23 protein-coding genes are annotated in these 23,326 nt (G+C 42.1%); 22 read left to right on the top strand and 1 reads right to left on the bottom strand.

The genetic code is table 11. From position 1 onward, the window contains the following. Window positions 1-45: 45 nt before the first annotated feature. The 9 genes from HMPREF1222_RS08025 to HMPREF1222_RS07985 all read left to right on the top strand — a co-directional run bounded on the left by HMPREF1222_RS08025 (window position 46) and on the right by HMPREF1222_RS07985 (window position 9,361). Window positions 46-285, top strand: coding sequence for an acyl carrier protein (locus tag HMPREF1222_RS08025; protein WP_006189592.1), 240 nt, complete (start codon window positions 46-48; stop codon window positions 283-285). Between the two features lie 47 nt (window positions 286-332). Beyond that, window positions 333-2,069 carry an ApeI family dehydratase gene (locus tag HMPREF1222_RS08020; protein WP_016518990.1) on the top strand — a complete coding sequence of 579 codons (1,737 nt, stop codon included), beginning with the start codon at window positions 333-335 and terminating at the stop codon, window positions 2,067-2,069. After that, a complete protein-coding gene (locus HMPREF1222_RS08015; protein WP_016518989.1) occupies window positions 2,069-2,842 on the top strand; it encodes a glycosyltransferase family 2 protein in 774 nt (257 codons plus the stop codon). The genes HMPREF1222_RS08020 and HMPREF1222_RS08015 overlap by 1 nt, the downstream gene beginning before the upstream one ends. Then, window positions 2,839-3,780 (top strand): lysophospholipid acyltransferase family protein, encoded by a 942-nt coding sequence (locus HMPREF1222_RS08010; protein WP_016518988.1) that lies wholly within the window; start codon window positions 2,839-2,841, stop codon window positions 3,778-3,780. Before HMPREF1222_RS08015 ends, HMPREF1222_RS08010 begins: the two co-directional genes overlap by 4 nt. 420 nt (window positions 3,781-4,200) lie before the next feature. Further along, window positions 4,201-4,467: a type II toxin-antitoxin system RelB/DinJ family antitoxin gene (locus HMPREF1222_RS08005; protein WP_016518987.1), complete on the top strand. Its 267-nt coding sequence runs from the start codon at window positions 4,201-4,203 to the stop codon at window positions 4,465-4,467. Window positions 4,468-4,512: 45 nt separating this feature from the next. Then, window positions 4,513-6,036 (top strand): HAL/PAL/TAL family ammonia-lyase, encoded by a 1,524-nt coding sequence (locus HMPREF1222_RS08000; protein WP_016518986.1) that lies wholly within the window; start codon window positions 4,513-4,515, stop codon window positions 6,034-6,036. Window positions 6,037-6,040: 4 nt separating this feature from the next. After that, window positions 6,041-6,472 carry an acyl-CoA thioesterase gene (locus tag HMPREF1222_RS07995; protein ID WP_016518985.1) on the top strand — a complete coding sequence of 144 codons (432 nt, stop codon included), beginning with the start codon at window positions 6,041-6,043 and terminating at the stop codon, window positions 6,470-6,472. Next, entirely contained in the window at window positions 6,448-7,041 is a 594-nt protein-coding gene (locus HMPREF1222_RS07990) for an outer membrane lipoprotein carrier protein LolA (RefSeq protein WP_016518984.1), read from the top strand. The genes HMPREF1222_RS07995 and HMPREF1222_RS07990 overlap by 25 nt, the downstream gene beginning before the upstream one ends. Continuing rightward, complete coding sequence (locus HMPREF1222_RS07985) at window positions 7,031-9,361, top strand: MMPL family transporter (RefSeq protein WP_244870138.1); 2,331 nt, start codon at window positions 7,031-7,033, stop codon at window positions 9,359-9,361. Before HMPREF1222_RS07990 ends, HMPREF1222_RS07985 begins: the two co-directional genes overlap by 11 nt. On the opposite strand, the gene HMPREF1222_RS07980 is transcribed toward HMPREF1222_RS07985, so the two are convergent. After that, complete coding sequence (locus HMPREF1222_RS07980) at window positions 9,318-9,884, bottom strand: 4'-phosphopantetheinyl transferase family protein (RefSeq protein WP_016518982.1); 567 nt, start codon at window positions 9,882-9,884, stop codon at window positions 9,318-9,320. The genes HMPREF1222_RS07985 and HMPREF1222_RS07980 overlap by 44 nt on opposite strands. Before the next feature lie 134 nt (window positions 9,885-10,018). Between HMPREF1222_RS07980 and HMPREF1222_RS07975 the strand changes: the two genes are divergently transcribed. The 13 genes from HMPREF1222_RS07975 (at window position 10,019) to HMPREF1222_RS07915 (ending at window position 23,307) form a co-directional block, all read left to right on the top strand. Beyond that, complete coding sequence (locus HMPREF1222_RS07975; protein WP_016518981.1) at window positions 10,019-11,218, top strand: beta-ketoacyl synthase N-terminal-like domain-containing protein; 1,200 nt, start codon at window positions 10,019-10,021, stop codon at window positions 11,216-11,218. 130 nt (window positions 11,219-11,348) lie between these two features. Further along, window positions 11,349-11,816, top strand: a complete 468-nt coding sequence (locus HMPREF1222_RS07970; protein ID WP_016518980.1) for an ApeP family dehydratase — start codon at window positions 11,349-11,351, stop codon at window positions 11,814-11,816. 24 nt (window positions 11,817-11,840) lie between these two features. After that, complete coding sequence (gene fabG / locus HMPREF1222_RS07965; RefSeq protein WP_016518979.1) at window positions 11,841-12,575, top strand: 3-oxoacyl-ACP reductase FabG; 735 nt, start codon at window positions 11,841-11,843, stop codon at window positions 12,573-12,575. Then, the gene (locus tag HMPREF1222_RS07960) at window positions 12,572-13,798 is read left to right on the top strand and encodes a beta-ketoacyl-ACP synthase (protein WP_016518978.1); all 1,227 of its coding nucleotides are present in this window, start codon (window positions 12,572-12,574) and stop codon (window positions 13,796-13,798) included. The genes fabG and HMPREF1222_RS07960 overlap by 4 nt, the downstream gene beginning before the upstream one ends. Beyond that, entirely contained in the window at window positions 13,788-14,441 is a 654-nt protein-coding gene (locus HMPREF1222_RS07955; RefSeq protein WP_016518977.1) for a class I SAM-dependent methyltransferase, read from the top strand. Before HMPREF1222_RS07960 ends, HMPREF1222_RS07955 begins: the two co-directional genes overlap by 11 nt. Next, window positions 14,425-15,591 carry a polysaccharide deacetylase family protein gene (locus HMPREF1222_RS07950; protein WP_016518976.1) on the top strand — a complete coding sequence of 389 codons (1,167 nt, stop codon included), beginning with the start codon at window positions 14,425-14,427 and terminating at the stop codon, window positions 15,589-15,591. The genes HMPREF1222_RS07955 and HMPREF1222_RS07950 overlap by 17 nt, the downstream gene beginning before the upstream one ends. Before the next feature lie 121 nt (window positions 15,592-15,712). After that, window positions 15,713-18,934, top strand: a complete 3,222-nt coding sequence (locus HMPREF1222_RS07945) for an adenylate/guanylate cyclase domain-containing protein (RefSeq protein WP_016518975.1) — start codon at window positions 15,713-15,715, stop codon at window positions 18,932-18,934. A 139-nt stretch (window positions 18,935-19,073) separates the two neighbouring features. Beyond that, window positions 19,074-19,622: a glutathione peroxidase gene (locus HMPREF1222_RS07940; protein ID WP_016518974.1), complete on the top strand. Its 549-nt coding sequence runs from the start codon at window positions 19,074-19,076 to the stop codon at window positions 19,620-19,622. 28 nt (window positions 19,623-19,650) lie between these two features. Beyond that, window positions 19,651-21,156 carry a type I restriction-modification system subunit M gene (locus HMPREF1222_RS07935; RefSeq protein ID WP_016518973.1) on the top strand — a complete coding sequence of 502 codons (1,506 nt, stop codon included), beginning with the start codon at window positions 19,651-19,653 and terminating at the stop codon, window positions 21,154-21,156. A 52-nt stretch (window positions 21,157-21,208) separates the two neighbouring features. Further along, the gene (locus tag HMPREF1222_RS07930) at window positions 21,209-21,793 is read left to right on the top strand and encodes a restriction endonuclease subunit S domain-containing protein (RefSeq protein WP_016518972.1); all 585 of its coding nucleotides are present in this window, start codon (window positions 21,209-21,211) and stop codon (window positions 21,791-21,793) included. Between the two features lie 74 nt (window positions 21,794-21,867). After that, window positions 21,868-22,461: a restriction endonuclease subunit S gene (locus HMPREF1222_RS07925; RefSeq protein WP_016518966.1), complete on the top strand. Its 594-nt coding sequence runs from the start codon at window positions 21,868-21,870 to the stop codon at window positions 22,459-22,461. 110 nt (window positions 22,462-22,571) lie between these two features. Further along, entirely contained in the window at window positions 22,572-22,883 is a 312-nt protein-coding gene (locus HMPREF1222_RS07920) for a type II toxin-antitoxin system RelB/DinJ family antitoxin (RefSeq protein WP_016518965.1), read from the top strand. A 1-nt stretch (window position 22,884) separates the two neighbouring features. After that, window positions 22,885-23,307 (top strand): PIN domain-containing protein, encoded by a 423-nt coding sequence (locus HMPREF1222_RS07915; protein ID WP_016518964.1) that lies wholly within the window; start codon window positions 22,885-22,887, stop codon window positions 23,305-23,307. Window positions 23,308-23,326: the final 19 nt, after the last annotated feature.

Below are 23,326 nucleotides of genomic sequence, written 5' to 3'. Positions count from 1 at the left end.
CCGGTTTTTACGGACACGCTATATGATGAATGATAGGGGTATAAAATGAAGAAAGAGGATTTATTTGAAGAAGTAAAAAAAATTTTGATGGAAAAATTTGAAATCGAAGAATCGAAAATCACGATGGATGCAAATATCGTTACCGATCTTGATTTAGACAGTATCGATATTATCGATTTGATCGTTACGTTGAATAATATGCTGAAGCTGAATGTATCGGCCGCTGATTTTAAGGATAAAAGAACGCTTTCTGAAATTCTTGATGTTATTTGCAGCGCATTATAAAAAACACGGGCAAAAACAGAGCCGAGATTTTTAGTTAAGGATGCTCGATGTTGCAATTACTAAGTAAAACCGATTTTTATAGTTTGCGGGATTCGGAAAAGCCCTTTCTTATAGATAATTCGGATATAAATAATAAAACGGTCGGCGATTTTGTGCACGATATTGCAGCCGTATATCCGCATTTTTTTGCACGGAAAGAATCATCTTTTTTAGTCTTTTCGGAAAACATCTACGAGTTTATGGTAATCTTCTTTACCGCTCTTTTGGCACAGAAGAAAGTTTGTTTACTCAACACAGGCAAATACGCGTACATCAAAGACATCTTTACCGATGATACGCTTTTTGTATCCGACACTGCTGAAAGTCAACTGAATATTTCGCAGCTGTTATGCGGTAACTCGGATGCGGCACGAACGGATTCAAGTGATTGTTCAATCTTACAAGGTTTAACAATCAGCCTTTCTGCAGATATTCATTTTTACACTTCAGGCAGTACCGGTAAGCCGAAAATTATCGAGAAAAGATTTTCTCACCTTGAACGGGAAGTTGAAGAACTGTTCTCGTGCTTTTCCGAAGAGATAACCGACAGTTTATTTTTAACTTCCGTATTTCATTATCATGTGTACGGCTTCTTGTTTTATGTTCTGCTTCCTTTTGCAATACAATGTCCGATTTTCTCAAGCCGCATTAACTATCTGGAAACATGTGCAGGTTTTTCTTCGTGGAAGAAAATCACGCTGATAAGCAGCCCTGCGTTCTTAAAGCGGATTGTAAAAATACCCTTACCGGATTCTGTACAATGGACTGTTTTCTCTTCTGCCGGAGCGCTTGATGCTGCGGGCAGTACAAACTGCGCCGACATTTTCGGGACGGAAGCAATCGAAATATACGGCAGCACGGAAACCGGCGGTATTGCGTGGCGCAAGCAAAGAAGCAATCCGCTGTGGCGCCCGTTCCCGTGTGTCAATTTGTCGGCAGCCCCGGACAATACCTTTACCGCTCGTTCCCCGTATTTTGACGGAACGGTAGCCGGAGGAGATTTAATTGCGTGTACCGACGACGGTTTATTTACCTTGCTCGGAAGAGTTGACTCGACGGTAAAGATCGAAGGGCGCCGTATCGACTTAAAAGACATCGATGCAAAACTCTTAGCGCTGCCTGATTGCGCCGACTGCCATACGATCTATCATAAAACAAACCGCCGCGAGCAAACCGTTTCTTTCATCGTATTAAAAAAAGATTCTCCGCTGTATGTGTTGTACAAGAAAAACGAACAGGCCGCAAAAAAGCAAATACAGGATTATTTATACAAGTATTTTGATAAGACCCTTGCGCCGAAAAAAATATACTTGCTGGACGCTATCCCGAAAAATGCGATGGGAAAAATTAATCATGCACAGCTGGAAAGTTTATTAAACAGAACGGCGCCTTATGAATATACTGCGCAGCCTATCAATTTTATCGATAATCATTATTCCGTAAAAATCGATATCTGTTTCCCTGAAACATCGTTCTTTTTCTGCGGACATTTTGACGGTTTTCATATCGTACCGGCTGTAGCGCAAGTAAAAACGGCATTCGATATTTCAAAAAAATTATTTTCTCATGCGCTGTATATTAAGACGGCAAAAAAATTAAAGTACACCAATATGATATATCCCGATATTCCGCTTGTGCTTTCTTTGGATTTTTTTCCAAACGAAAAGCGGCTGTCCTTTTCTTTTTCCGATGCGGATAAAAACTACTCTTCCGGTATTTTGCATTTAGAAAGTGAAGGTGTTTGATGAAAAGCGCTTCCGATACATGGACATATTGCTTTTTAATACCGGTGTACAATCATGCCGCTCTTTTAGAAAACACCATACCGCAGTTTTTGCAATTCGGTATACCGCTCATTATTGTTGATGACGGCAGTAATGAAAAAAATAAAATCATCTTAAAGAGAATAGTAGATGCTCATCCCGCTATTGTGTTAATTAGCAACACACAGAATAGTGGAAAAGGCTTCGCGATAAAACAAGGCATCGAATATTGCAAACGGCATACCATCGATTTTGCGTTTCAGGTCGATGCGGACAATCAGCATAGCCTTGCGGCAGTGCCGGAATTTTTGAATCGCAGCAAAGCGCAAAAAAGCATTAAGCACAGCATTATCGGTTACCCTATCTACGACGACACTGTGCCTACAATACGCAAAGACGCACGAAAAATTTCCAATTTTTTTGTTTCCGTTACAACGCTTACACCGGATGTCCGCGATTCGTTATGCGGCTTTAGAATTTATCCCGTAGCGGAAACATGGAAGATATACCGGAATCCATTCATTAGTAAAAGAATGCCGATCGATATGGAACTTCTAACTCGCCTTTATTGGAACGGTGTATCGATTATCTATATGCCGGTGAACGTAACCTATCCTACAAACGGCAGCTCTCATTACAAGGCCTTCCGCGATACGGTTATTTTAAGTGCAAAGCACGCATTTTTATGCTGCGAAATGTTTTTCCGGTTTCCGTTGATTCTTTTTTATGCGCTCAGGAGACTATTGCACTCATGAAGCATTGGTCTAAGATACAAGAAACTGCCGGCAACGGATTTGCGCTGAATTTATTTTTTTTAATCTATAATACTTTGCACCTTAAATATATTTTTCTTATTCTCCGGCCGATAACGTTTTTTTATTATTGCTTTTCTCCCGCGCAACGCTCGGTTTCCGCAGCATTCTTTAAACATATCGCGCGTTATAATCCTGCCGTTAAACCGTCCCCTAAAACGGTGTACCGTCATTTCTATTCATTCAGTCTTTCGCTTGTGGAACGCATAGCTGCGTGGAAGCAGGATATAAAAGTTTCCGATCTCATCATAAAAAACCGTGCAGTGTATCAAGAGATTATTACCAACCTCAAACAAAAAAAAGGCTGCTTCTTTTTATGTTCTCATTTAGGCAATATCGATTTGCTGCGGGCGCTGGCAATACAAGAAAATAAGGACGGTATTCATAATACCAAAGTGAATATCATCATCGACACTACTATGTCGCCGAAATTCAATGCATTTATGCGTTCAATTCAACAACAGTTTGACATTAATCTTATCAATTCCCGTACCATCGGTATTGAGACCGCAGTCCTATTGCAGCAAAAACTTGACGACGGAGAAATCGTCGTAGTCGCAGGGGATAGGACACCTTCGGAACACAGCCAAAGAATCGTTCCCGTATCTTTTTTAGGGGATACCATCGCGTTGCCCTATGGAGCTTTTTTATTGCCGGTTATTTTAAAAGCGCCGCTGTATTATTTTTTTGCGTTACGGGAAAACGATGCCTTCGTCCCCAAGTATGATTTTTTTCTGTATAAATCTTCGGCAATAATGGCGAAAAAGAAAAAAGACGAAACGATACGAGCACTGATGCACGAATATATTGAGCTTTTGGAAAGAAAGGTGTTAGAATATCCACTGCAGTGGTATAACTTTTTTGATATCTGGGCAGGGTAAACGCATCAGGCTGTTTTTTTAACATCCCCGCAAAAAAATTGATACTATTCGACCAGAGTACGCCAAGGAATCGACATCCATGTCAATTCCTTGGCTGCCAGTTTTTTTCAAAAACTGGTTTCTGTTTATCACCCTGCCATCCTTGGCAGTTCTGTCTGCGGTTCAAATGGTCTCACAGTCTCAATTTTTTCGCGATTCTTCTCTACTCTGCCTGATGCGTTTACCCTTTTCTCGGAAAAATGTGCGAAATTTTAAATAAAATTTCGCATAGAAGGAAGGTAACCGCTAAAAATTTTTATAATGCGGTTGCCCTGGATATATGGGCTGAAACAGTAGATTAAAATCGTAGAATAGAAACAATATAAATGCCTTGTAAATCGCTATCAATAAGGTGTATATTTATATCAAAGAGGTGCGGTTATGAATCAGTCTGCTTTTAGTGTGAGAATGGATACTCAATTAAAAAAAGATTTTTCTCTTATTTGTGAAGATTTCGGCATGTCTGTTTCAACGGCATTTACATTATTTGCAAAGGCGGTTGTTAGGGAGCACAGGATTCCCTTTGAAATAAAAAGTGATTTGCCAAATACTTTAACGATGCGAACAATAGAACTTGCAGAAACCGGAAAAGAATTACACGGCCCTTTTTCATCAATTCATGATTTAAAGGAATCGCTTAATACTTGAAGAATAAGCAGGATAGCAGAATTAGGATATAAGCGGAGGCATAAAATGAAAAAGATTGTGTTCGGGAATCAGAGAATATCTATCGAAGATATAGAATTGATAGCGAAAAAGGAATGTGAAATCGAGTTAAACAGAACACCCGAATTTATACAAAAGATAAATGCGGGTGCTGATTTTTTGGATAAGATGATTGCCGAACACGGCGCCGTTTACGGAGTAACAACCGGCTACGGCGATTCTTGCACTAAGGCGGTTCCCGCTGACAGTTATTACGTACTGCCGGTAAATCTTTCCCGTTTCCATGGCTGCGGCTTGGGTGAATACTTTGATGCTGAAACGACCCGTGCAATTATGGCGGTGCGGTTAGTGTCGCTCGTGCAAGCTTGTTCGGGGGTCAGCTTTAATCTGGTAGAAGCGCTCTTCAATCTTTTAAAGCACGATATTCTGCCGCGTATTCCGCAGGAAGGAAGTGTCGGGGCGAGCGGGGACTTAACGCCGCTGTCGTATATCGTTGCAGCATTAATCGGAGAACGGGATGTTGTGTTAAACGGTACGGTTATGCCTGCTGCGGATGCGCTGCACACATGCGGCTTAAAAGAAATTACACTGCGCCCCAAAGAAGCCCTTGCCATTATGAACGGAACCGCTGCGATGACCGGTGTTGCGTGTTTGGCGTTTTGCCGTGCAAAATATCTTGCGGACTTATCATGCCGGCTTACTGCGATGGCGTCCATTGCGATGAAAGGCAATGAGTATCATTTTGATCCGCGTTTATTTGCGATGAAGCCGCATCCCGGACAAAGCCATGCGGCGGATTTAGTGCGGAAAAATTTTTCATCGAAGATACAAGCTTCCGTTATTCCTGAAAAAATACAAGATAACTACAGCATACGCTGCGCGCCGCACATTATCGGTGTTTTTTATGACTTTGAACCGACTCTCCGTTCATTCATAGAAACGGAGCTGAACAGCGCAAACGATAACCCGCTGGTATCGCCCGAATATCAGTCGGTATTTCACGGCGGTCATTTTTACGGCGGGCATATTGCCTTTGCGATGGACAGCTTAAAAAACATTGTCGCGAATTTCGCCGATTTAGCGGATAGGCAGCTTGCTCTGTTAGTCGATGAAAAAATGAACAAAGGTTTGCCGCCGAATCTTTCCGGCTCCGATTCTTCTTATTCATATAACCATGGGTTAAAAGCGGTGCAAATCGGCGCTTCCGCATGGACTGCAGAAGCGCTGAAAAACACGATGCCTGCCAGCGTGTTTTCACGTTCGACGGAATGTCATAATCAGGATAAGGTGAGCATGGGGACGATAGCAGCTCGTGATTGTACTCGTGTTATCGTATTAACAACACAAGTGTTAAGCGCACTGATGATCGCCTGTTATCAAGCAATTCAAATTCGGAAAAAGAACGGATTAGACCGAAGCAAAACGGAAAATATAGAAGACCTGCTGGCACAAATTGCTGAAAAATTTGACTTTTTGGTTGACGACCGTCCGCTGGAAAAAGATTTGCGCACGATAATATCCGCAATCGAATCAAAATATTGGAATGTATAATCCGATGGATACTATTTATTTTTCTTGCGATTGTTATGTTACCGCTCAGTTTTACGATGTCGATGTTATGCAGGTAGTATATCACGGCAACTATACCAGATACATGGAAGAAGCACGCTCTTTACTGATGGACACATTAGGCTACGGTTATTTTGATATGCAGGCTGATGGTTTAGTGTGGCCGGTGGTGAAGCTTGAAATAAAATATATCAAACCGATTTTTCTGAAGCAGCGCATCAGAATACGCACAAATTTAATTGAATATGAAAACCGACTCGGTATTTCGTATCTTTTTTATGACGAACATAATACGCTGCTGTGTAAGGCAAAGACATATCAGATGGCGGTTTCCATTGAAACAAAACAATCCTGTTTTACAAGCAAAACATTAATTGAAAAGGTAGAAGCGGTATGCAAACAACATTCAAACGCATAATATGCGCCGGTGCGGTATGCCTGCTCATGGCGGCGGCTTTGACATCTCAGGCTATCGATAATTTAGTAACGGTGAAGGGCTCGTACATACAAAAAAACTACATTGCGAAAGCAAAGAAAACGCTGGAGTCTTCGGGAAATTTTGTGTTATCCCGCGAGCACGGAATTACGTGGTATACCGAAAAACCGCAAAAATCGATTACCGTTATGACGGAGCAAAAAGTTCTGCAAGTATTTCCCAACGGTACGGAAAAAGAGCTAGGCAATTCCGGCAATCCTATTTTCAGTTCGGTTGCATTGCTGACAAAATCGCTGTTTACGCAGGATACTACGGTAATAGAACAGCATTTAAATGTACGGCAATACAAAAACGGTTTATTGGAATATGTTCCGAAAGACAATACGATCGCTTCCGTAATAAAAAAGATTGAGTTAGTTAATGCCGATAACGGATACATCAGCTCCGTCGTTATTACATATAGTAACGGTGATACAACCGAATATATACTTTCTGTGTCGTCTTTTAATGACGCGCTAACAAAGGATGAAATTGCTTACTTTGAAAAATAAAATTCCGCTCATTTTTTGGATTGCACTGCATATCGGAGTAGCCATACTTTTTTTGATTTTTCCTCACGGTACAATCGAAACGGATCTTATTACGATCGTACCGAAGATTTCGCAAGACCGCTCGTTTGAAAAACCGCTGAAACATTTTTTTTCTCTTTCATCAAATACGGTAAATCTTTTTATAGAATCCGACAATTTTGACACTGCAAAGGAAGCCGCTTATCGGCTTGAAAAAAAAATACGGGAACTATCGGATCAAGTACAAGTACAATTGGAACTCGGCGGCAGCAATTATAATGTATTACTGGAATTTTTTGACCGTAATAAATATGCGCTTTTATCCGATAAAATCGCACAGCAATTATCGCAAGGGCAGGCTGCAGATATTGCGGATGAAGCGGTTGCAAATGTGTATTCGCCGTTTTTCATCTCCCCGTTCACCAATGTAGAAACCGATCCGTTTTTATTGGTAAATGCTAAGCTGGAAGACTTATTGGAAGCGCTAACGGTAAATTTACCGACATTACAAATGCGCGATAATCTTTTGTACACAACTGTCGAAGGTAAAAGCAATATTTTTATTACGATGGATTTACCGGCGGAATTTTCCGATGCAGACGGCCGCTTCCAATTTATGCGGCAATTTTTAGCATACGTTGACGAATTATCCGATTCGACCGGCGTTTCAATCTACTTATCGGGCGTGCCTGTTCACAGTTTTTACAGCCAAAAAAGCGCCCAGCTGCAAATCAGTATTATTTCGACAATATCGATTATTGCAACCTTTTTCCTTTTTCTCTTTACGTATAAAAGTATCGCTGTCTTTATCGTCTGTATGGGCACACTTGCCCTTTCAACAGGACTAGCCTATTGTATAACTTCTATCCTTTTTCCTTCCATTCATATTTTTGCGTTTGTATTCGGCACCAGCGTTATCGGCGTAACGATGGACTATTCTATTCATTATATTACCCACTGGTATTTTGAACACGGTAAAATAAACGTTATAAAGAAGATATTTACCAGCTTATTCTTGGGACTTTTAACCACCGTCATCAGTTATGTTGCGCTCTCTTTTTCGAGTATTGCGCTGCTGCGGCAATTATCCGTGTTTTCCATAACGGGAGTTACCGGCAGTTTTTTAACGGTTGTCATTGTATTCCCGTACATCTTCAAAAAAACGCCTAAAAACACCAATCCCTCCGTGCTGCACTTAAGCGAATCATATCTGCAAACTTATACGTCTTTTTTTACAAACCGGCAGAAAATAGTTTTTTTCGGTGCTGTGCTATTACTATGCGTCTCCGTATGGGGACTAACTAATATACGGACGGATTTTTCTGTTACCGGTTTATATAATGTCCCGGATAATTTAATCGGGCAAGAGATAGCCGTAAACGAACGTATGGGGAATATGTCGAATACCGATTTAATTATCGTTAAAGGCGACAGTATTGATACGCTTGTGGAAAAAGAAGAATCGCTTGCACCGCTTTTAAAAAATAAAGATTATCTTGCATTATCAAAGTTTTTACCGTCGGTAAAAAAGCAGCGTAATAATATATTGTTGGTAACAACGGAATTACTCCCTCTTTTGGAAAAGCAAACCGAAGCGCTGGGAATTGATCGGCAAACTTTTTTACATATCCGCGAAGATATTGAGCAATCACAAAATCGTTTTGTCAGTATGGAACAATTATCGCAATTCTTCGCACTGTCCAGTTTGCAAAAGCTGATTTTTAAAAATGACGGACACTATTTTTCCGTTATCATCTTACAGAACGGACTCGATGCACAAACAAAAAACGCAATAGAAAAGACTGACTCTGAAATAAAAGTATTTTCCGTTATTCCTGCAATAAACGCAGCGTTGGATAAAACCGCACACGAAGCGATTTTGTTTAATATCGGCGCCTATTTATTGATTTTTTTAGTTGTGTTTATTTTCTTGTATAAAAAGCAGGCGTTTGTAATCATTGCGATACAAATTTTCTGTCTGCTTCTTAATTTGGGAATGCACGGACTGTTTGGTATTCCGGTAAATATTTTTTCTATTTTAGCGCTTATTCTATCGTTAGGCATTTCTATGGACTTTTTTATTTTCTTTTCTCATAACGCGGAAATAAAAGGAATCACATTCATTGCCGTTTTTCTTTCCATGCTGACAACTATTTTATCATTCGGAACCCTTTCGTTGAGCAGCTTTATTCCAGTACGTTCGTTTGCGCTTTCGCTTTTTATCGGAATTGTGTGCGCTTTTGCATTTGCCCCCATTGTTATGCTCTTTGGACGGGATAAGCAAAAAGCGGGTCTACAGTAATGCGTGTGTACGGCTCCGCAACATAGTTCCACACAAATTCAATATCCGTATCGTGCCCCGCAATGATGATACTCGCTACAAGGTGAGCAGTCTGCTGCGCTGAAATCTTTGTAAGATAAAAAGAGAAAATACTATGCGGATAGGCTGTTGCCGCCACGACCGGTGCTTCCAGCAGATTAATGGATACCGCATCTTTTATGGAAAAAATATTGCCGTCCCGTAATTTTATATCGGCCTCTTTTATTGTCCACAGAAAGAAAAAATCTTTTTCGATTGCAGCTGACTGTGCAAGCCGTTTTTGTTCCGTCTCGGTAAAAGCATATTCTGCAATAGCCTGAAAGTGTCTCGGCCGGCATTCCTCAATATCAACGGCAATATTTTTTTCCGCCATTACCGTGATGCAATAGTTTTTTGTATGAGAACCGTTGAAAAAAAGCGCATCCGTATGAGCGAAATACGGCCGACCGTTTTTTGTCCTCAGGATAGTGTAGTCGGGATGCGTATTAAAATAGAGCTTTTTCATCTTTAAAGCGGTTTTTTCTATCCTACTCTGCGGTTGTGGCGCAGAATTGCGAAAACTTGACAAGTCCTCTATTTCTATGTACACTTTCACTATGAAATTATATGCCGTCGGATCGGAAAAGGCAAGCGCAGCGTATGCAGTCGATCTTACTTGATGTAGGGCTTATTAATTGCATGGCGCGCACAAAAGCAGATTTTTATACTGCTTATTTTGTTGAACAAAAATCCGGTTTGCGGCCATGTTCAAAACTCGATTCAACCTTTTCTTTAGGACTTGTTCCCGCCGAGTGGTATATACATGAAACGTTGCCCCATCCTTATAATAATCGTATAAACAAACTGGCACGATGCGCATGCCGTCAAATTGAACCGCTAGTACATTCGGCAAAACAAAAATACGGAGCAGATCGAATCGGTATTGTCGTCGGTACAACCGATAACGGCAGCGAAGAAACCAATGCGTTTCTTTCAAGTCTGATGAATACTTCCGAAGAAAGAAAGGCGGATTCCGGTTCTTATACATTGGATATGCAATGCCTCAGCCTCTGCTCGGAATACCTTGCGCATTATTTCGGGATTACCGGTTTTACGAGCACTATTTCTACCGCCTGTACTTCAAGCGCACACGCTATCAGCCGTGCAGACGAACTTTTAAAAAGCGGCATCTGCGATGTTGTTATCGCAGGCGGCGTTGATATTGTCAGCGACGTAGTGCTCGGCGGATTTTCTGCATTGGGTGCAGTCGATATAAATACAACAAATCCTTTTTCAAAAAACAGGCACGGTATCAATTTAGGCGAAGGCGCCGCTTTTTTTGTAATGGCAAAAGAGAATTTTACCGATGCAAAAGACGTTATCGTTTTAAAAGGCGCTTCGGATAATGCCGACGCCTTTCACATGACAAGCCCCGATGTTTCCGGTACTGCAGCAGCTGCCTGCATACAAGCCGCCTTGCAAAGAGCGCAAATATCCATTTCCGATATCGATTATATCAATTTACACGGAACCGGCACCGACTTAAATGATCAAATGGAATCGCGCGCAGTTAATCTTATCGGAGGAAGCAATATCCCGTGCAGTTCGTCAAAAACGGCATTGGGGCATACCCTCGGAGCCGCCGGTGCAATGGAGCTTGCGGTTTGCTATTCGGCGCTTTCGGAATTGAACACGCAGCGATTGCTTCCGCCTCATTTTTATGACGGTATGTATGATCCCGATTTACCGCCGATACGGTTGGTAATCGGCAGTACAATTGCGGAACGCTTGAATACGGTTATGAGTTTTTCTTTTGCATTCGGTGGAAACAACGCGTGCCTGATTATAGGGCGCAACTGAATAACCCAACTTTTAGCGGTTTCCAATAGAGCACGACGATGCTGCTAAATATACGCCGGCGGGAACTTTTACAAGCAACCGAATTTTTAGAAATGCTCCGGTATAAAAATCTACAGTTAAGGGAAGACGTATGAAGTGCTATCTTAAACAGAATAATTTAGGATCCGTCGAAGATTATATAAAACACACAAAGGATTGGTCGATACTTGACGGCGTCCTTTCATTCGATTTTAATAAAAAAGAGATAACTTGCTTCGCAAATATCGACGCCGAATCCGTTTTTTATGAGACGGAATATGACGGCATATATTCATATACAGGCTTTGAATTTATTGCGCAAGCATGCGGCGTGTACTATGGGCTTGAAGCCCGTTTAGTACACCGGCAGCAGCCGAAATTCGGTTTTGTTTTGCGGGTTAATAATCTTGAATGCTCCGAAATGATTATACCGGTAGGACGCCGCGCAGTTGTGCACGCAAAAGAAAATCTCCGCGACGGTGCGTTTGCCTATTTTGACGGTGAAGTCTATGTTGACGATAGACTGATTACAAAAGCAACGCTCATGCTGATGGAAGCGAATTCGGAACTGAAAATGTAACGCGGAAAAAAAGCGGAGGAAGATATGGATAAAAAAGAAAAACGGATATTGATTACGGGTGCTTCACGCGGAATTGGGAATGCAATTGCCCGCACGTTGATAGAAGAAGGATATTCGGTTGCAGCGTGTTATCATTCATCAAACGCTTTTATCGAACCTCTGCAAAAGCTTGCCGAGGCAAAAGGCGTGAACCTTCAGCTGTTGCAATTTGATGTGTCAAATAGAGACGCCGCCCGCGCCGCTTTGGAAGAAGATATAACGCAGCATGGCGCATATTACGGCGTGGTGTGCAATGCCGGTATTACGAAAGATGTCCCCTTTCCCGGAATGAGCGCCGATGATTGGGATTCGGTATTGCGGACAAATCTCGACAGCTTTTACAATATTATCCATCCGGTTATTATGCCGATGATTCAAGCCCGCAAGCCGGGACGTATCGTGGTTATTACCTCAGTTTCGGGCATAAACGGGAACCGCGGACAAACCAATTACAGCGCATCAAAAGCCGGCTTAATCGGCGCAGCAAAATCGTTAGCGATAGAATTGGGCAAACGGAATATAACCGTTAATTGTATAGCGCCGGGACTTATCGAAACGGATATGGTAAATCAAGAAATCATTGAATATGTAAAACCGATGATTGCGCTTAAACGGATAGGCAAACCGGAAGAGGTTGCAGCAGCGGTGTCTTTTTTTCTTTCGGAACAGGCATCGTATATTACGAAACAAGTACTTTGTGTAGACGGCGGGATGGTATGAAAAAGAGAGTTGTTATAACTGGGACGGGGATTATATCTCCGCTAGGCGAAGATTGGCCTACGGTATATGCGGCATTAAAGGCAAAACAAAATGCCGTTAAAGTAATGGACGAATGGGTTGCAAATCCTAAAATACGATCGAAACTTGCAGCACCTGCCATATTCACGGATCCGGGATTTCCGAGAAAAACAATGCGGGGTATGGGACGGGTTGCGCTGTTAGCGGTTACGGCGGCGAATCGCGCAGTTTCGCAAGCAGGCTTACTGAATAATCCTGTTTTGTCCGACGGAAGTTCAGGGGTGGCATGCGGCGTTTCATCAGGCAGCTATAAGGCTATTAGAGAATTGATTTCCCTTACACAGCCCGATGCGCCGAATTTACTGGATGCTACGACGTATGTGCGGTACATGCCTCAATCTGCGGCGGTGAATATTTCTTTATTTTTTTCCCTTAAAGGACGCCTTGTTACAACCGATGTTGCCTGCGCCGCCGGCTCCTTGGCAATAGGAAGCGCTTATGAGCTTATCGCGGCAGGAAAACAAAAGGTCATGCTGGCGGCCGGTTCCGACGAATTATCTCCCTTCAATACCGCTATCTTCGACACGCTCTTTGCAACAAGTCTAAAAAACGACACGCCGAAAGCGACGCCCGCTCCTTTTGATAAAAACCGGGACGGCTTGGTCATCGGCGAAGGTGCAGGTTGTTTTGTACTGGAAGAGTACGAACATGCAAAAGCGCGCGGCGCCGAAATTTTAGCGGAGCTTGTAGGCTTTGCACAGAACTGCGACGGTAGGCATATCACGCAGCCGAATCGTATCATGATGGAAGCGGTAATGCGGAGCGCCGTTGAAGACGCAGGTATCAGTACGGAGCAAATCGGTTATGTGGACGCTCACGGTACGGCAACCGACGTCGGCGATGTTGAAGAAACGAATGCCGTGTATTCGCTTTTTAAACGGCCTGTGCCGATCAGCAGCCAGAAATCATACACGGGGCATACGCTCGGCGCATGCGGCGTACTTGAAGCGTTCTTCGCTATTAACATGATGAAAGAAAAATGGTTTGCACCGAATCTCAATCTTACGGAAGTTGATGACAGGCTCCCCGATCTGCATTATATCACAGGCGACGGGCTCAATTTAGATACCGAATATGTGATGAGCAACAATTTCGCTTTCGGCGGCGTTAATACGTCTCTTATTTTTAAACGCTATGTCCCGTAATAAACTCTCCGTAAAAGATTTTTATGACAGTCTCGCAGCGGACTATGATGCCGAACAGGATGCCGCCAATTTCCGCTTTGTCAGAGAACCTGAAAAAGAGCTGATACGGGATTTCTTTGAAAAAGAACAGTTTACCGATTCGTCCATTCTCGAAATCGGTGCGGGAACCGGAAGATTTTCTCTATTATTTGCTGCTGCTTGCAAGTCTTACACTGCAGTTGATCTGTCCCCTGCAATGCTGCAGCAGCTGACTCAAAAAGCGGAAAAAGCACATATCACAAACATTACAACGATTGAAGGTGATTTTTTACAAACACCGATTCCGGGTACCTTCGATTATATTGTCAGCTTTACCGCTATTGAATATATCCTAGATAAAAAAGCATTGTTCCGCAAGATGGCACAGTTATTAAAGCCGGGCGGTAAACTTTTTATTACGACAACGCATAAGACATTTATCCGATTTTGGGGATGTTTTGGAAATTACTTCCGGCAGCATATATTTATGAATATGTATTCAAAAAGAGAGGTAAAAAAACTTTTGCAAAACAACGGACTTAAACCTCTGTTAATTGAAGATTATGTTCTAAAACGCTTCCCTTTTAAAGGAATATTATTGGCCATCCATGCTCAAAAAGATTAAACGTATTCTGCAAGAAAAAAAAGAACCCTTACTCGCCTTTGCACAGGAATTTAAAGATGTAGAGCATAACTATAAGGATTTAAGTCCGAAATTTCTTTTCGGTTTATTCTTAATTTTTATCAGTTTTGTGATAGGCTGGGGTGTACCGCTTGCCGCCCTGTGGTACGGTATTACACATAGCACCATTGCGCTTCCCGCCCTTGTGGGAACGCTCGCTTACGGCTTGGGATGGGTACTCACGCCAATCGGGCTTGCCATTACTGCAAAGGACAATATCTATTATCTGCGCTATTTTACCGCAAAGTTTATTTTGCGTTTATACAATCCGCTCGATATACCGTCCGTGATGGAAATAATAACACCGCTATTTATAGCGGCGCTTATTATTTTGTGGACAATTTTTAAATGGACGACTCCGTTTCAAATCAGCCTTATTACCCTTGTGTGCATCCATCAAATCCTGCTGGTTATTTCGTTACTTGTGCCGAATATTCAGCTTTTAAGCAGAACCGCGCGCGGAAAAGATTTAGATGTATTGCAGGAGCTCTACTCTGATGATGACCTCGCCCGACTCATTCCGTATTGGAAAACCTGCCGGTTTATCTTCCGTTTTGATGACGGCGTAGACCCCGCCATTACCCCGGATATTTTACGCATATTGGAGCGGGAAGAGGTTTATGCAATATTCGCGATAACGGGTCAGCACGCCGAACAGTATCCGGAGCTTGTACAAACAGTTGCGGCACAGGGACATCTTATTGTAAACCATAGCTATAGCCACCCCAATTTATTTTCTTTGCTAGGGGAAAAAAGATTGCGGGAAGAAATGGTACAAACCAACCGAATTTTACAAAATCTAACCGGAAAAGAAATCCATATTTTTGCCCCGCCTATCGGACACAGCAATATCTTTTTACGCAAAACGCTCCATCTGCAAAAAATGACCGCTTTAGGATGGGATGTAAATTCACATGATGTCTTACGCTTATCCGAATCAAAAAAACAGCGCTTTCTTGCATCTCTCTTAACGGCTCCTCAACCGACCATTCTCCTGTTCCATGACGGCCTCTACGCCCCCGGTATTAGCCATAAAGCGCAGACATTGGAGCTGTTGGAAAAAGTATTTGCATTGCAAAAGCAGACCCGATAGTGTATACTCAAAGAAAATAACGTATAACGGTTCTTTCATCATTAAAAATAGGGACTCCTCGCTTATCAGCCGACTCAAATTATGGACTTCTCGTTACATACGTTAAATCCTTGAGGTTTTTATGTTTAAAAAATGTTTCTTTGCACTTACGCTTACGGCAATTTTTCCACTCGCAGCGGAGATATCATTTAACAGTCTTGCAGGCTCTGTCCAAACCTTCTGGTCGGACACCAACGGATTACCTTCAAATAGAATATTGGATATTGTGCAGGACGGAACGGGTTATATTTGGCTTGCTTCCTATGACGGCCTTATCAGGTTTGACGGGGAAACATTTACCGAATTTACCGAAGCAGAACATGGGTTTACCGGCATATCGCCGCGCGTTCTTTGCGAAGATGCATACAGTACGCTTTGGATAGGCACTAATTCCACCGGTTTATATGCTTATCAAAACAAAACATTTAAACGTTATGCCGAAGAAGACGGCTTGCCCAATCTTTCAATTAGAGCGATCAAATTTGATAAAGACAATGTGCTGTGGGTCGGAACGGCGGACGGACTTGCACGGCTGAAAAAAAACGGTCGTTTTGTCCCTATCCTTGACGAACGCGATAAAAGTTTAGGTATCATTACGTTTATCCTTCCGGTAAAGGATAGAATATATGTCGGCTCAAACATGCAGGGGATTACAGTCATTCAAAATGAAAAAATAGTCCGGCTTCCGTATTTGGATGCCATACAGGATTATACTTTTTCGGCTGCATATTTTGATTCCGACAACATACTGTGGCTCGGTACGAAAAACGGAAAAATCATCAAGATAAAAGAAGAAAAAGTCATTGAAGTTATTGACGCGGAATACTTGAAAGGAATGAGCATTAACGAATTTGTGCGTACTTTGAACGGAACGATGTATGCAGCTACCAATAGAGGTATCGTTACGCTCAAAACGGGTAAGCCGGAAATATTTTCGGAAGAGAACGGTTTGCCGAATAATATCGTTTCGTGTCTCTGTCAAGACTTTGAAGAAAACCTTTGGGTAGGCATGGAACGCGGCGGCGTCGGAAAATTCAGTAAAGGAAAATTTCTTGATTTAACCAGTGCGGAGTCTTTGCCTCCAACTGCGGCAAATTCCGTATTGGAAGATTCGGATAAAAACATTTGGATTGCGAAAGACGACGGCATTGTGTGTTTAAAAAGTTCGGTGCTTCCGTCTACAAGAGCAGGGCAGATTGACGCCCTCATCGAAAAACTGCAAGCTATCCGTGTCCGTCAAATTAGAGAAGAAGCGGACGGAACATTGTTTTTTGCTACCTATTCCGATAACGGCCTTTTGATTTTCCGGAAAGACGGAAGCGTACAAATGCTATCAAAAAAAGACGGACTGCCGAGCAACCGTGTACGTTTTTCTTACCGCAGCTCGGATAATCTCCTGTGGATCGGGACGACGGCAGGCCCCGCCGTCTATTTTGACGGTAAAATAACAACATTTACTCAGGAAGACGGACTGCCTAATTTATTTATTCTTTGTGCGGAAGAAAGCCGCAGCGGAAAAATGTGGCTTGGTACGGACGGCGGCGGAGCGGTTGTTTTAACGGTGTCGGGTGTTTCTGACGGCAGACCGGTTATCAAAGTAGAACACGTTTTTACTAGAGATGATGGACTGCGCGGCAATATTGTCCTTAGGATTATCGAAGATACGGAAAGTAATATCTGGTTATGCACAAGCGAGGGGCTAACGCTGTATAAAAACGACAGCTTCTATTATGCCAATAAGGCATTCGGTGCAGGAGCTATCAGTGTGTTTAACGTCGTACAAGACACAATGGGAAATCTCTGGATTGTAACGGCAAAAGATTTACTGCTGGTAAAAACGGATATTTTTGTAAAAGCAGTAATGAACGGTCTCCCAGCCGAATTTCTTGTCCGCTACAACCGGCTTGACGGCTTAACCGGTCAGTTAGCGGCAAATGCATGGGCGCATGTTACCGCCGAAAATACATTGTTTCTGCCTACGCTTAAAGGAGTTGTCGTCTGTGCTCCTTCTTATTATGTTACCAATAAACATGCCCCGCCGGTTGTTATCGAAAGCATAGTGTTAGACGGCAAAGACTATGATGTAACGGAAGAAAAACTAACGGTAGAGGCAGGAATAAAACGTATCCTGTTTAAATTTACCGCTTTAAGTTTTACCATCCCGCAACGGGTTCGCTTTGAGTATAAACTTGAAGGATATGACAAAGAATGGCGTACCAGCGGAACTACGCGGGAAATTGCCTATACGAACCTCAATCCCGGTAACTACGTATTTAAAGTAAGGGCAGCAAACAATGACGGAATTGTAAATAAGAACGGTTCCAGCGCAGCTATTTATAAGAAACCGTTTTTTTATCAGACCGTATGGTTTTATCTTTTAATGATATGCTGTATCGGAAGCAGTATCTTCTTCGCCGTCCAACTCCGCTTTAGAAATTTACAGCGGAGGGCTGATGAACTTGACCGGAAGGTACAAGAAAAAACAAAAGAACTCGCCGGTGAAAAAGAAAAAAGTGATAAACTTTTACGCAACACTCTGCCGCCTTCCGTTATCGATGAACTTATCAGCACGGGAACGTCAAAACCTAAAGTGTATCCTGCAGTAACGGTACTGTTTGCAGATTTGGTCAGCTTTACCGAATGGTCGGGAGGTACGGCGCCGGAACATATCATTGCGCAATTAAATACCATGTTTACTCAATTTGACGGCATTATGGATGCTTTCGGCTGTGAACGGATAAAAACACTCGGAGACGGTTATTTGGCGTGCTGCGGCCTTAGAGGAGAAAAAGACCATGCACTCAGACTTACCGGCGCCGCTGTCGAAATGCTGCGCAGCTTTGAAACAATTAACAAAGATAATAACAGCCGTTTTAGAATAAAAATAGGCATCGATTCGGGAGCAATAACCGGCGGTATCGTCGGCGTACATAAATATATTTTCGATATATTCGGCGACACGGTGAATACGGCTTTCCGCCTTGAATCGGTAACAGCTCCGATGGCATGCACCGTTTCGACAAAAACAGCGGCACTCATTTCCGGCCACTATCGGCTCTATAAACGCCCTCCGCGCCTTTTAAAAGGAAAGGGAAAGGTGCCGTGCTATTATATAAATTATCAGAATGCCGAATACACGATGGAATTTGAGGAAGTAAAAGAATGTTATGAACGGCTGACCGCAGCATTTAAAGAAGATCGCTTCGCCGAATGCCGCGCTCTTATCAGCCGGTTGGAGCCGACGTTACTGGAGCCTGAGATGGCAAAGGGAATTACCATTATGGGAAAAACCATGCGCATGTAGTACCCATACTCTGCAGCGGGGAATAGATTGCATCTTTCAAATAATTATCCTAAAATCGAATGGTTTAAGAGACATTGGGGCCTCTCTAATTTCAAAACTAAAGTTTTCAGGGATGCTTTCTATTTTTTGGAGGTACATGATGAATATCTATGATTATTCGGTACAGGATGCACAAGGAAATGATGTTCCGCTCAAGCAATATAAGGATAAGGCTTTGCTGATTGTAAATACGGCAACGGATTGCGGTTTTACACCGCAGTATAAGGAGCTTGAAGAAATCTATGAAAAATATCACGATAGCGGTTTTGAGATAATCGATGTGCCGTGCAATCAATTCGGCGAGCAGGCTCCGGGTACGGATGAAGAAATTCATTCATTTTGTACGCTCCGTTACCATACGAAATTCCCTCAAATGAAAAAATCGGATGTAAACGGCGAACATGCGCTGCCGCTTTTTACGTATTTAAAAGCACAGAAAAAATTTGAGGGATTCGGCGAAGGGAAGATGGCCGAAATGTTGGCTGACTTTATTCAAAAAATAGACAACGATTATAAAAATAATCCCGACATCAAATGGAACTTTACCAAATTCGTTATCGCCCGGGACGGCGCCGTCGTTGCCCGTTTTGAACCGACTGCTCCAATGTCCGATGTTGCAGCCTGCGTTGCACGGTGTGTGGAGGGATAAAGTTAAAAATAACAAAGGAGACAGCACCATGCCGGTAAAAAACAATGCGAACATCGGGTTTGAAAAACAGATTTGGGATGCTGCATGTGTCCTATGGGGGCATATTCCTGCCGCCGAATACCGTAAGGTGATTATCGGGCTTATTTTTTTACGGTATATTTCATCTGCGTTTGAAAAACGCTATGCCGAGCTGGTTAGCGACGGTGAGGGGTTTGAAGACGATAGAGACGCTTATACCGAGAAAAATATTTTCTTTGTGCCGGAAAAAGCCCGCTGGGCAGTGATTGCGGCGGCAGCGCATACACCTGAAATCGGAATCGTAATCGATACTGCGATGCAGGAAATCGAAACCCAAAACAAGCGGCTCAAAAACGTGCTGCCTCAAAATTATGCCAGTCCCGATTTGGATAAGCGTGTCTTAGGTGATGTTGTTGACCTTTTTACCAATATGGATATGGATGGTACGGAGGAAAGCAAAGACTTGCTCGGCAGAACGTATGAATACTGCATTGCGCAGTTTGCTGCCTATGAGGGTAAAAAGGGCGGAGAGTTTTATACTCCTGCAAGTATTGTCAAAACTATTGTAGAAATCCTCAAGCCGTTTTCCAACTGCCGCATCTATGATCCATGCTGCGGCTCAGGCGGTATGTTCGTACAATCGGTTCGATTTATCAATGAACATACGGGGAACCGCTACGGTATTTCAGTGTACGGACAAGAAAGCAATGCCGATACGTGGAAAATGGCAAAAATGAATATGGCAATCCGCGGTATCGAAGTTGATTTCGGATCCCATCAAGCAGATACCTTTTTTAACGACTTACACCCCACCTTAAAAGCCGATTATATTATGGCAAATCCGCCCTTCAATCTCTCAAACTGGGGACAGGATAAGCTTAAAGATGATGTCCGCTGGAAATATGGGCTTCCTCCGGCAGGCAATGCGAACTACGCTTGGATACAGCACATGATACACCATCTTTCTGCTAACGGTAAAATCGGACTTGTGCTTGCTAATGGTGCTCTTTCGACACAAACAAGCGGAGAAGGTCAAATCAGAAAAAATATTATTGAAGCCGATTTAATAGAAGGTATTGTTGCGTTGCCCACTCAGCTTTTTTACAGCGTTACTATTCCGGTTACTCTCTGGTTTATTTCAAAAAACAAGAAGCAAAAAGAAAAAACAGTCTTCATCGATGCCCGCAAAATGGGACACATGGTCGATAAAAATCACCGTGATTTTAGCGATGAAGATATTAAAAAACTCGGCGATACTTTTGAAGCATTTCAAAATGGAACATTGGAACCGGTAAAAGGCTTTTGTGCAATCGCCGATATACAGGAAATTGCCCGACAGGATTTTATCTTAACTCCCGGTCGCTATGTCGGTATTGAAGAACAAGAAGACGACGGCGAGCCTTTTGATGATAAAATGAAGCGCTTAACCTCCGAATTGACTGGGCTTTTTGCAAAATCACATGAATTGGAAGCTGAAATCCGTAAAAATTTAGGAGCAATCGGCTATGAAATGTAAAAGAGAGTTTTCTACAAAAAATTATCCAGAGCATGTATATTGAGGAAACGCAATGAGCAAAAAAAGCAAGTTAGAAAATATTTGTGATCTAATAGATGAAAAAATTGTGCTTAATGAAATAATCAAGCACAATCTTATAAAGATGAATTATATTTCTACCGAGAATATGCTGCCCGATAAGAACGGTATTATCCCTTCAAAATCAATACCCTCTATTGGTAAAGGAGGTAAGTATAAAAGAAACGATACTTTGCTCTCAAATATCCGACCTTATTTTAAAAAGATATGGCTTGCAAAAGATGAAGGAGCTTGTTCCAATGATGTATTAATTTTTAGAGCAAAAGAAAATTATCATCATGATTTCCTGTATTATAATCTGGCTAATGATGCTTTCTTTGAATACGCAATGAAAACTTCTAAAGGTACTAAAATGCCTCGTGGCGATAAAACTGCCATAAAAAAATATGATATTTATGATTTCGACTATATAACACAACAAAAATTGACAAAAACGTTAAGACTTCTTGACGATGAAATCGAGCTGAAACGGCAGATAAATACTAATTTACTGTTGTTGTTTTTGCTTCTTTTTGTTTGTTGTTTTTTCTTTTGGTGCAGCTACTTTTTTAGCCGATAAATACTAATTTAGAGCAGCAAGCGCAGGCAATTTTTAAGTCGTGGTTTATTGATTTTGAGCCGTTCGGCGGCACAATGCCGGATGATTGGCAAAAAGCTTGTTTGCTTGATATTGCTGATTATACGAATGGACTTGCAATGCAAAAATATCGGCCAACCAGTCATGAGCAAGGAATTTTTGTTATGAAAATAAAAGAACTTCGTCAAGGATTTTGCGATAGCAGCAGTGAATTATGTTCAAATACTGTAGATCCTTTTTATTTAATACATAATGGCGATGTTATTTTTTCTTGGTCTGGAAGTTTATTAGTCGATTTCTGGTGCGGAGGTCTATGTGGATTGAATCAGCATCTTTTCAAAGTAACTTCTAACGAATATGCTAAATGGTTTTATTATTGTTGGACAAAATTTCATTTGCATCACTTTATTACTGAAGCCGCAGATAAAGCAACCACAATGGGACATATCAAACGAGAAAATTTAGCAAAAGCAGAAGTTGTTATTCCTACAAAACAAGTATATTTAACAGTAGGGGACTTACTTGGTCAAATATATAATTTAATGATAGCTAACCGTATTGAAATCAACGCTCTTTCCACCCTTCGCGATACGCTCCTACCAAAGCTTACGTCCGGAGAGATCGATGTGTCAAAGATAGAGCTGGGGTAATTTATTCTCAAACAATTTGAAAGCCTTTTGCGAATATAAGTATTAAGTCATTACAATGTACTTGCAGAAAGAATGTTTTGTATGATAATATTAGCTACAGGAGACTTTGTATGGCAAGTACCTTGGTTCAAATTCGGGTGGACGAAAAGCTGAAAGATGATGCTGCCGCAGTTTATGAGCACCTGGGCTTAGACTTATCGACAGCGGTGCGTATTTTTTTTAAGCGGAGTGTTGTGGAAAACGGCATTCCGTTCAGCATGAAGTTGGGCAATACCGAGCAGCATGCTCTGAAACGACAAATCCGACCGGATGTAATGTCGGCGATGCAGGCAATGACTCAAAGCGCTGCGGTAAACGGTGTTTCCGACATGAGTCTCGAAGCAATTAATAGCGAAATCGATGCAGTACGCAAAGGGCAATGATATGCCTTTATATGCCGTTATCGATACTAATGTGCTTGTTTCTGCATTTTTGAAAGAAAATTCTATCCCCCATTATGTTATTAATGCTATGTATGCAGGTACTATTATCCCCGTTTATAATGCGGAAATCATTGCCGAATACACTGCTGTGCTGCACCGGCCAAAATTTTGCTTTCCTCCGGCAGCGGTTGATATTGTCGTAAATGAGATACAAGAGATAGGGTTAAAATTTAACGGTATACCGGTTAAAGAGCCGATGCCTGATCCGAAAGACATTGTTTTTTATGCAGTTACGCTCCATGCTCGGGAGCAGTTTGAAGCCTTTTTAATTACCGGCAATATAAAGCACTTTCCGACCGAACCGTTTGTCGTAACACCGCATAAGATTTTAGATATATTGGATCAATCAGCCGATAAATTCTGATTTAGCGTAGCGATAGCGG

The sequence above is a fragment of the Treponema vincentii F0403 genome (assembly GCF_000412995.1).
Taxonomy (GTDB): domain Bacteria; phylum Spirochaetota; class Spirochaetia; order Treponematales; family Treponemataceae; genus Treponema; species Treponema vincentii.
The sequence above is the reverse complement of the archived record's forward strand: the minus strand, read 5'-3'. Positions and strand labels throughout refer to the sequence as shown.

Coding starts and splice junctions, on each gene's coding strand:
- HMPREF1222_RS07945 (WP_016518975.1), top strand. CDS start 15,713: ATGTTTAAAAAATGTTTCTTTGCACTTACGCTTACGGCAATTTTTCCA.
- HMPREF1222_RS07930 (WP_016518972.1), top strand. CDS start 21,209: ATGAGCAAAAAAAGCAAGTTAGAAAATATTTGTGATCTAATAGATGAA.
- HMPREF1222_RS07940 (WP_016518974.1), top strand. CDS start 19,074: ATGAATATCTATGATTATTCGGTACAGGATGCACAAGGAAATGATGTT.
- HMPREF1222_RS07970 (WP_016518980.1), top strand. CDS start 11,349: ATGAAGTGCTATCTTAAACAGAATAATTTAGGATCCGTCGAAGATTAT.
- HMPREF1222_RS08015 (WP_016518989.1), top strand. CDS start 2,069: ATGAAAAGCGCTTCCGATACATGGACATATTGCTTTTTAATACCGGTG.
- HMPREF1222_RS07935 (WP_016518973.1), top strand. CDS start 19,651: ATGCCGGTAAAAAACAATGCGAACATCGGGTTTGAAAAACAGATTTGG.
- HMPREF1222_RS08000 (WP_016518986.1), top strand. CDS start 4,513: ATGAAAAAGATTGTGTTCGGGAATCAGAGAATATCTATCGAAGATATA.
- HMPREF1222_RS07995 (WP_016518985.1), top strand. CDS start 6,041: ATGGATACTATTTATTTTTCTTGCGATTGTTATGTTACCGCTCAGTTT.
- HMPREF1222_RS07950 (WP_016518976.1), top strand. CDS start 14,425: ATGCTCAAAAAGATTAAACGTATTCTGCAAGAAAAAAAAGAACCCTTA.
- HMPREF1222_RS07915 (WP_016518964.1), top strand. CDS start 22,885: ATGCCTTTATATGCCGTTATCGATACTAATGTGCTTGTTTCTGCATTT.
- HMPREF1222_RS08010 (WP_016518988.1), top strand. CDS start 2,839: ATGAAGCATTGGTCTAAGATACAAGAAACTGCCGGCAACGGATTTGCG.
- HMPREF1222_RS07990 (WP_016518984.1), top strand. CDS start 6,448: ATGCAAACAACATTCAAACGCATAATATGCGCCGGTGCGGTATGCCTG.
- HMPREF1222_RS07975 (WP_016518981.1), top strand. CDS start 10,019: ATGCAGTCGATCTTACTTGATGTAGGGCTTATTAATTGCATGGCGCGC.
- HMPREF1222_RS07925 (WP_016518966.1), top strand. CDS start 21,868: ATGCCGGATGATTGGCAAAAAGCTTGTTTGCTTGATATTGCTGATTAT.
- HMPREF1222_RS07980 (WP_016518982.1), bottom strand. CDS start 9,884: ATGAAAAAGCTCTATTTTAATACGCATCCCGACTACACTATCCTGAGG.
- HMPREF1222_RS08005 (WP_016518987.1), top strand. CDS start 4,201: ATGAATCAGTCTGCTTTTAGTGTGAGAATGGATACTCAATTAAAAAAA.
- HMPREF1222_RS07955 (WP_016518977.1), top strand. CDS start 13,788: ATGTCCCGTAATAAACTCTCCGTAAAAGATTTTTATGACAGTCTCGCA.
- fabG (WP_016518979.1), top strand. CDS start 11,841: ATGGATAAAAAAGAAAAACGGATATTGATTACGGGTGCTTCACGCGGA.
- HMPREF1222_RS07960 (WP_016518978.1), top strand. CDS start 12,572: ATGAAAAAGAGAGTTGTTATAACTGGGACGGGGATTATATCTCCGCTA.
- HMPREF1222_RS07920 (WP_016518965.1), top strand. CDS start 22,572: ATGGCAAGTACCTTGGTTCAAATTCGGGTGGACGAAAAGCTGAAAGAT.
- HMPREF1222_RS08025 (WP_006189592.1), top strand. CDS start 46: ATGAAGAAAGAGGATTTATTTGAAGAAGTAAAAAAAATTTTGATGGAA.
- HMPREF1222_RS08020 (WP_016518990.1), top strand. CDS start 333: ATGTTGCAATTACTAAGTAAAACCGATTTTTATAGTTTGCGGGATTCG.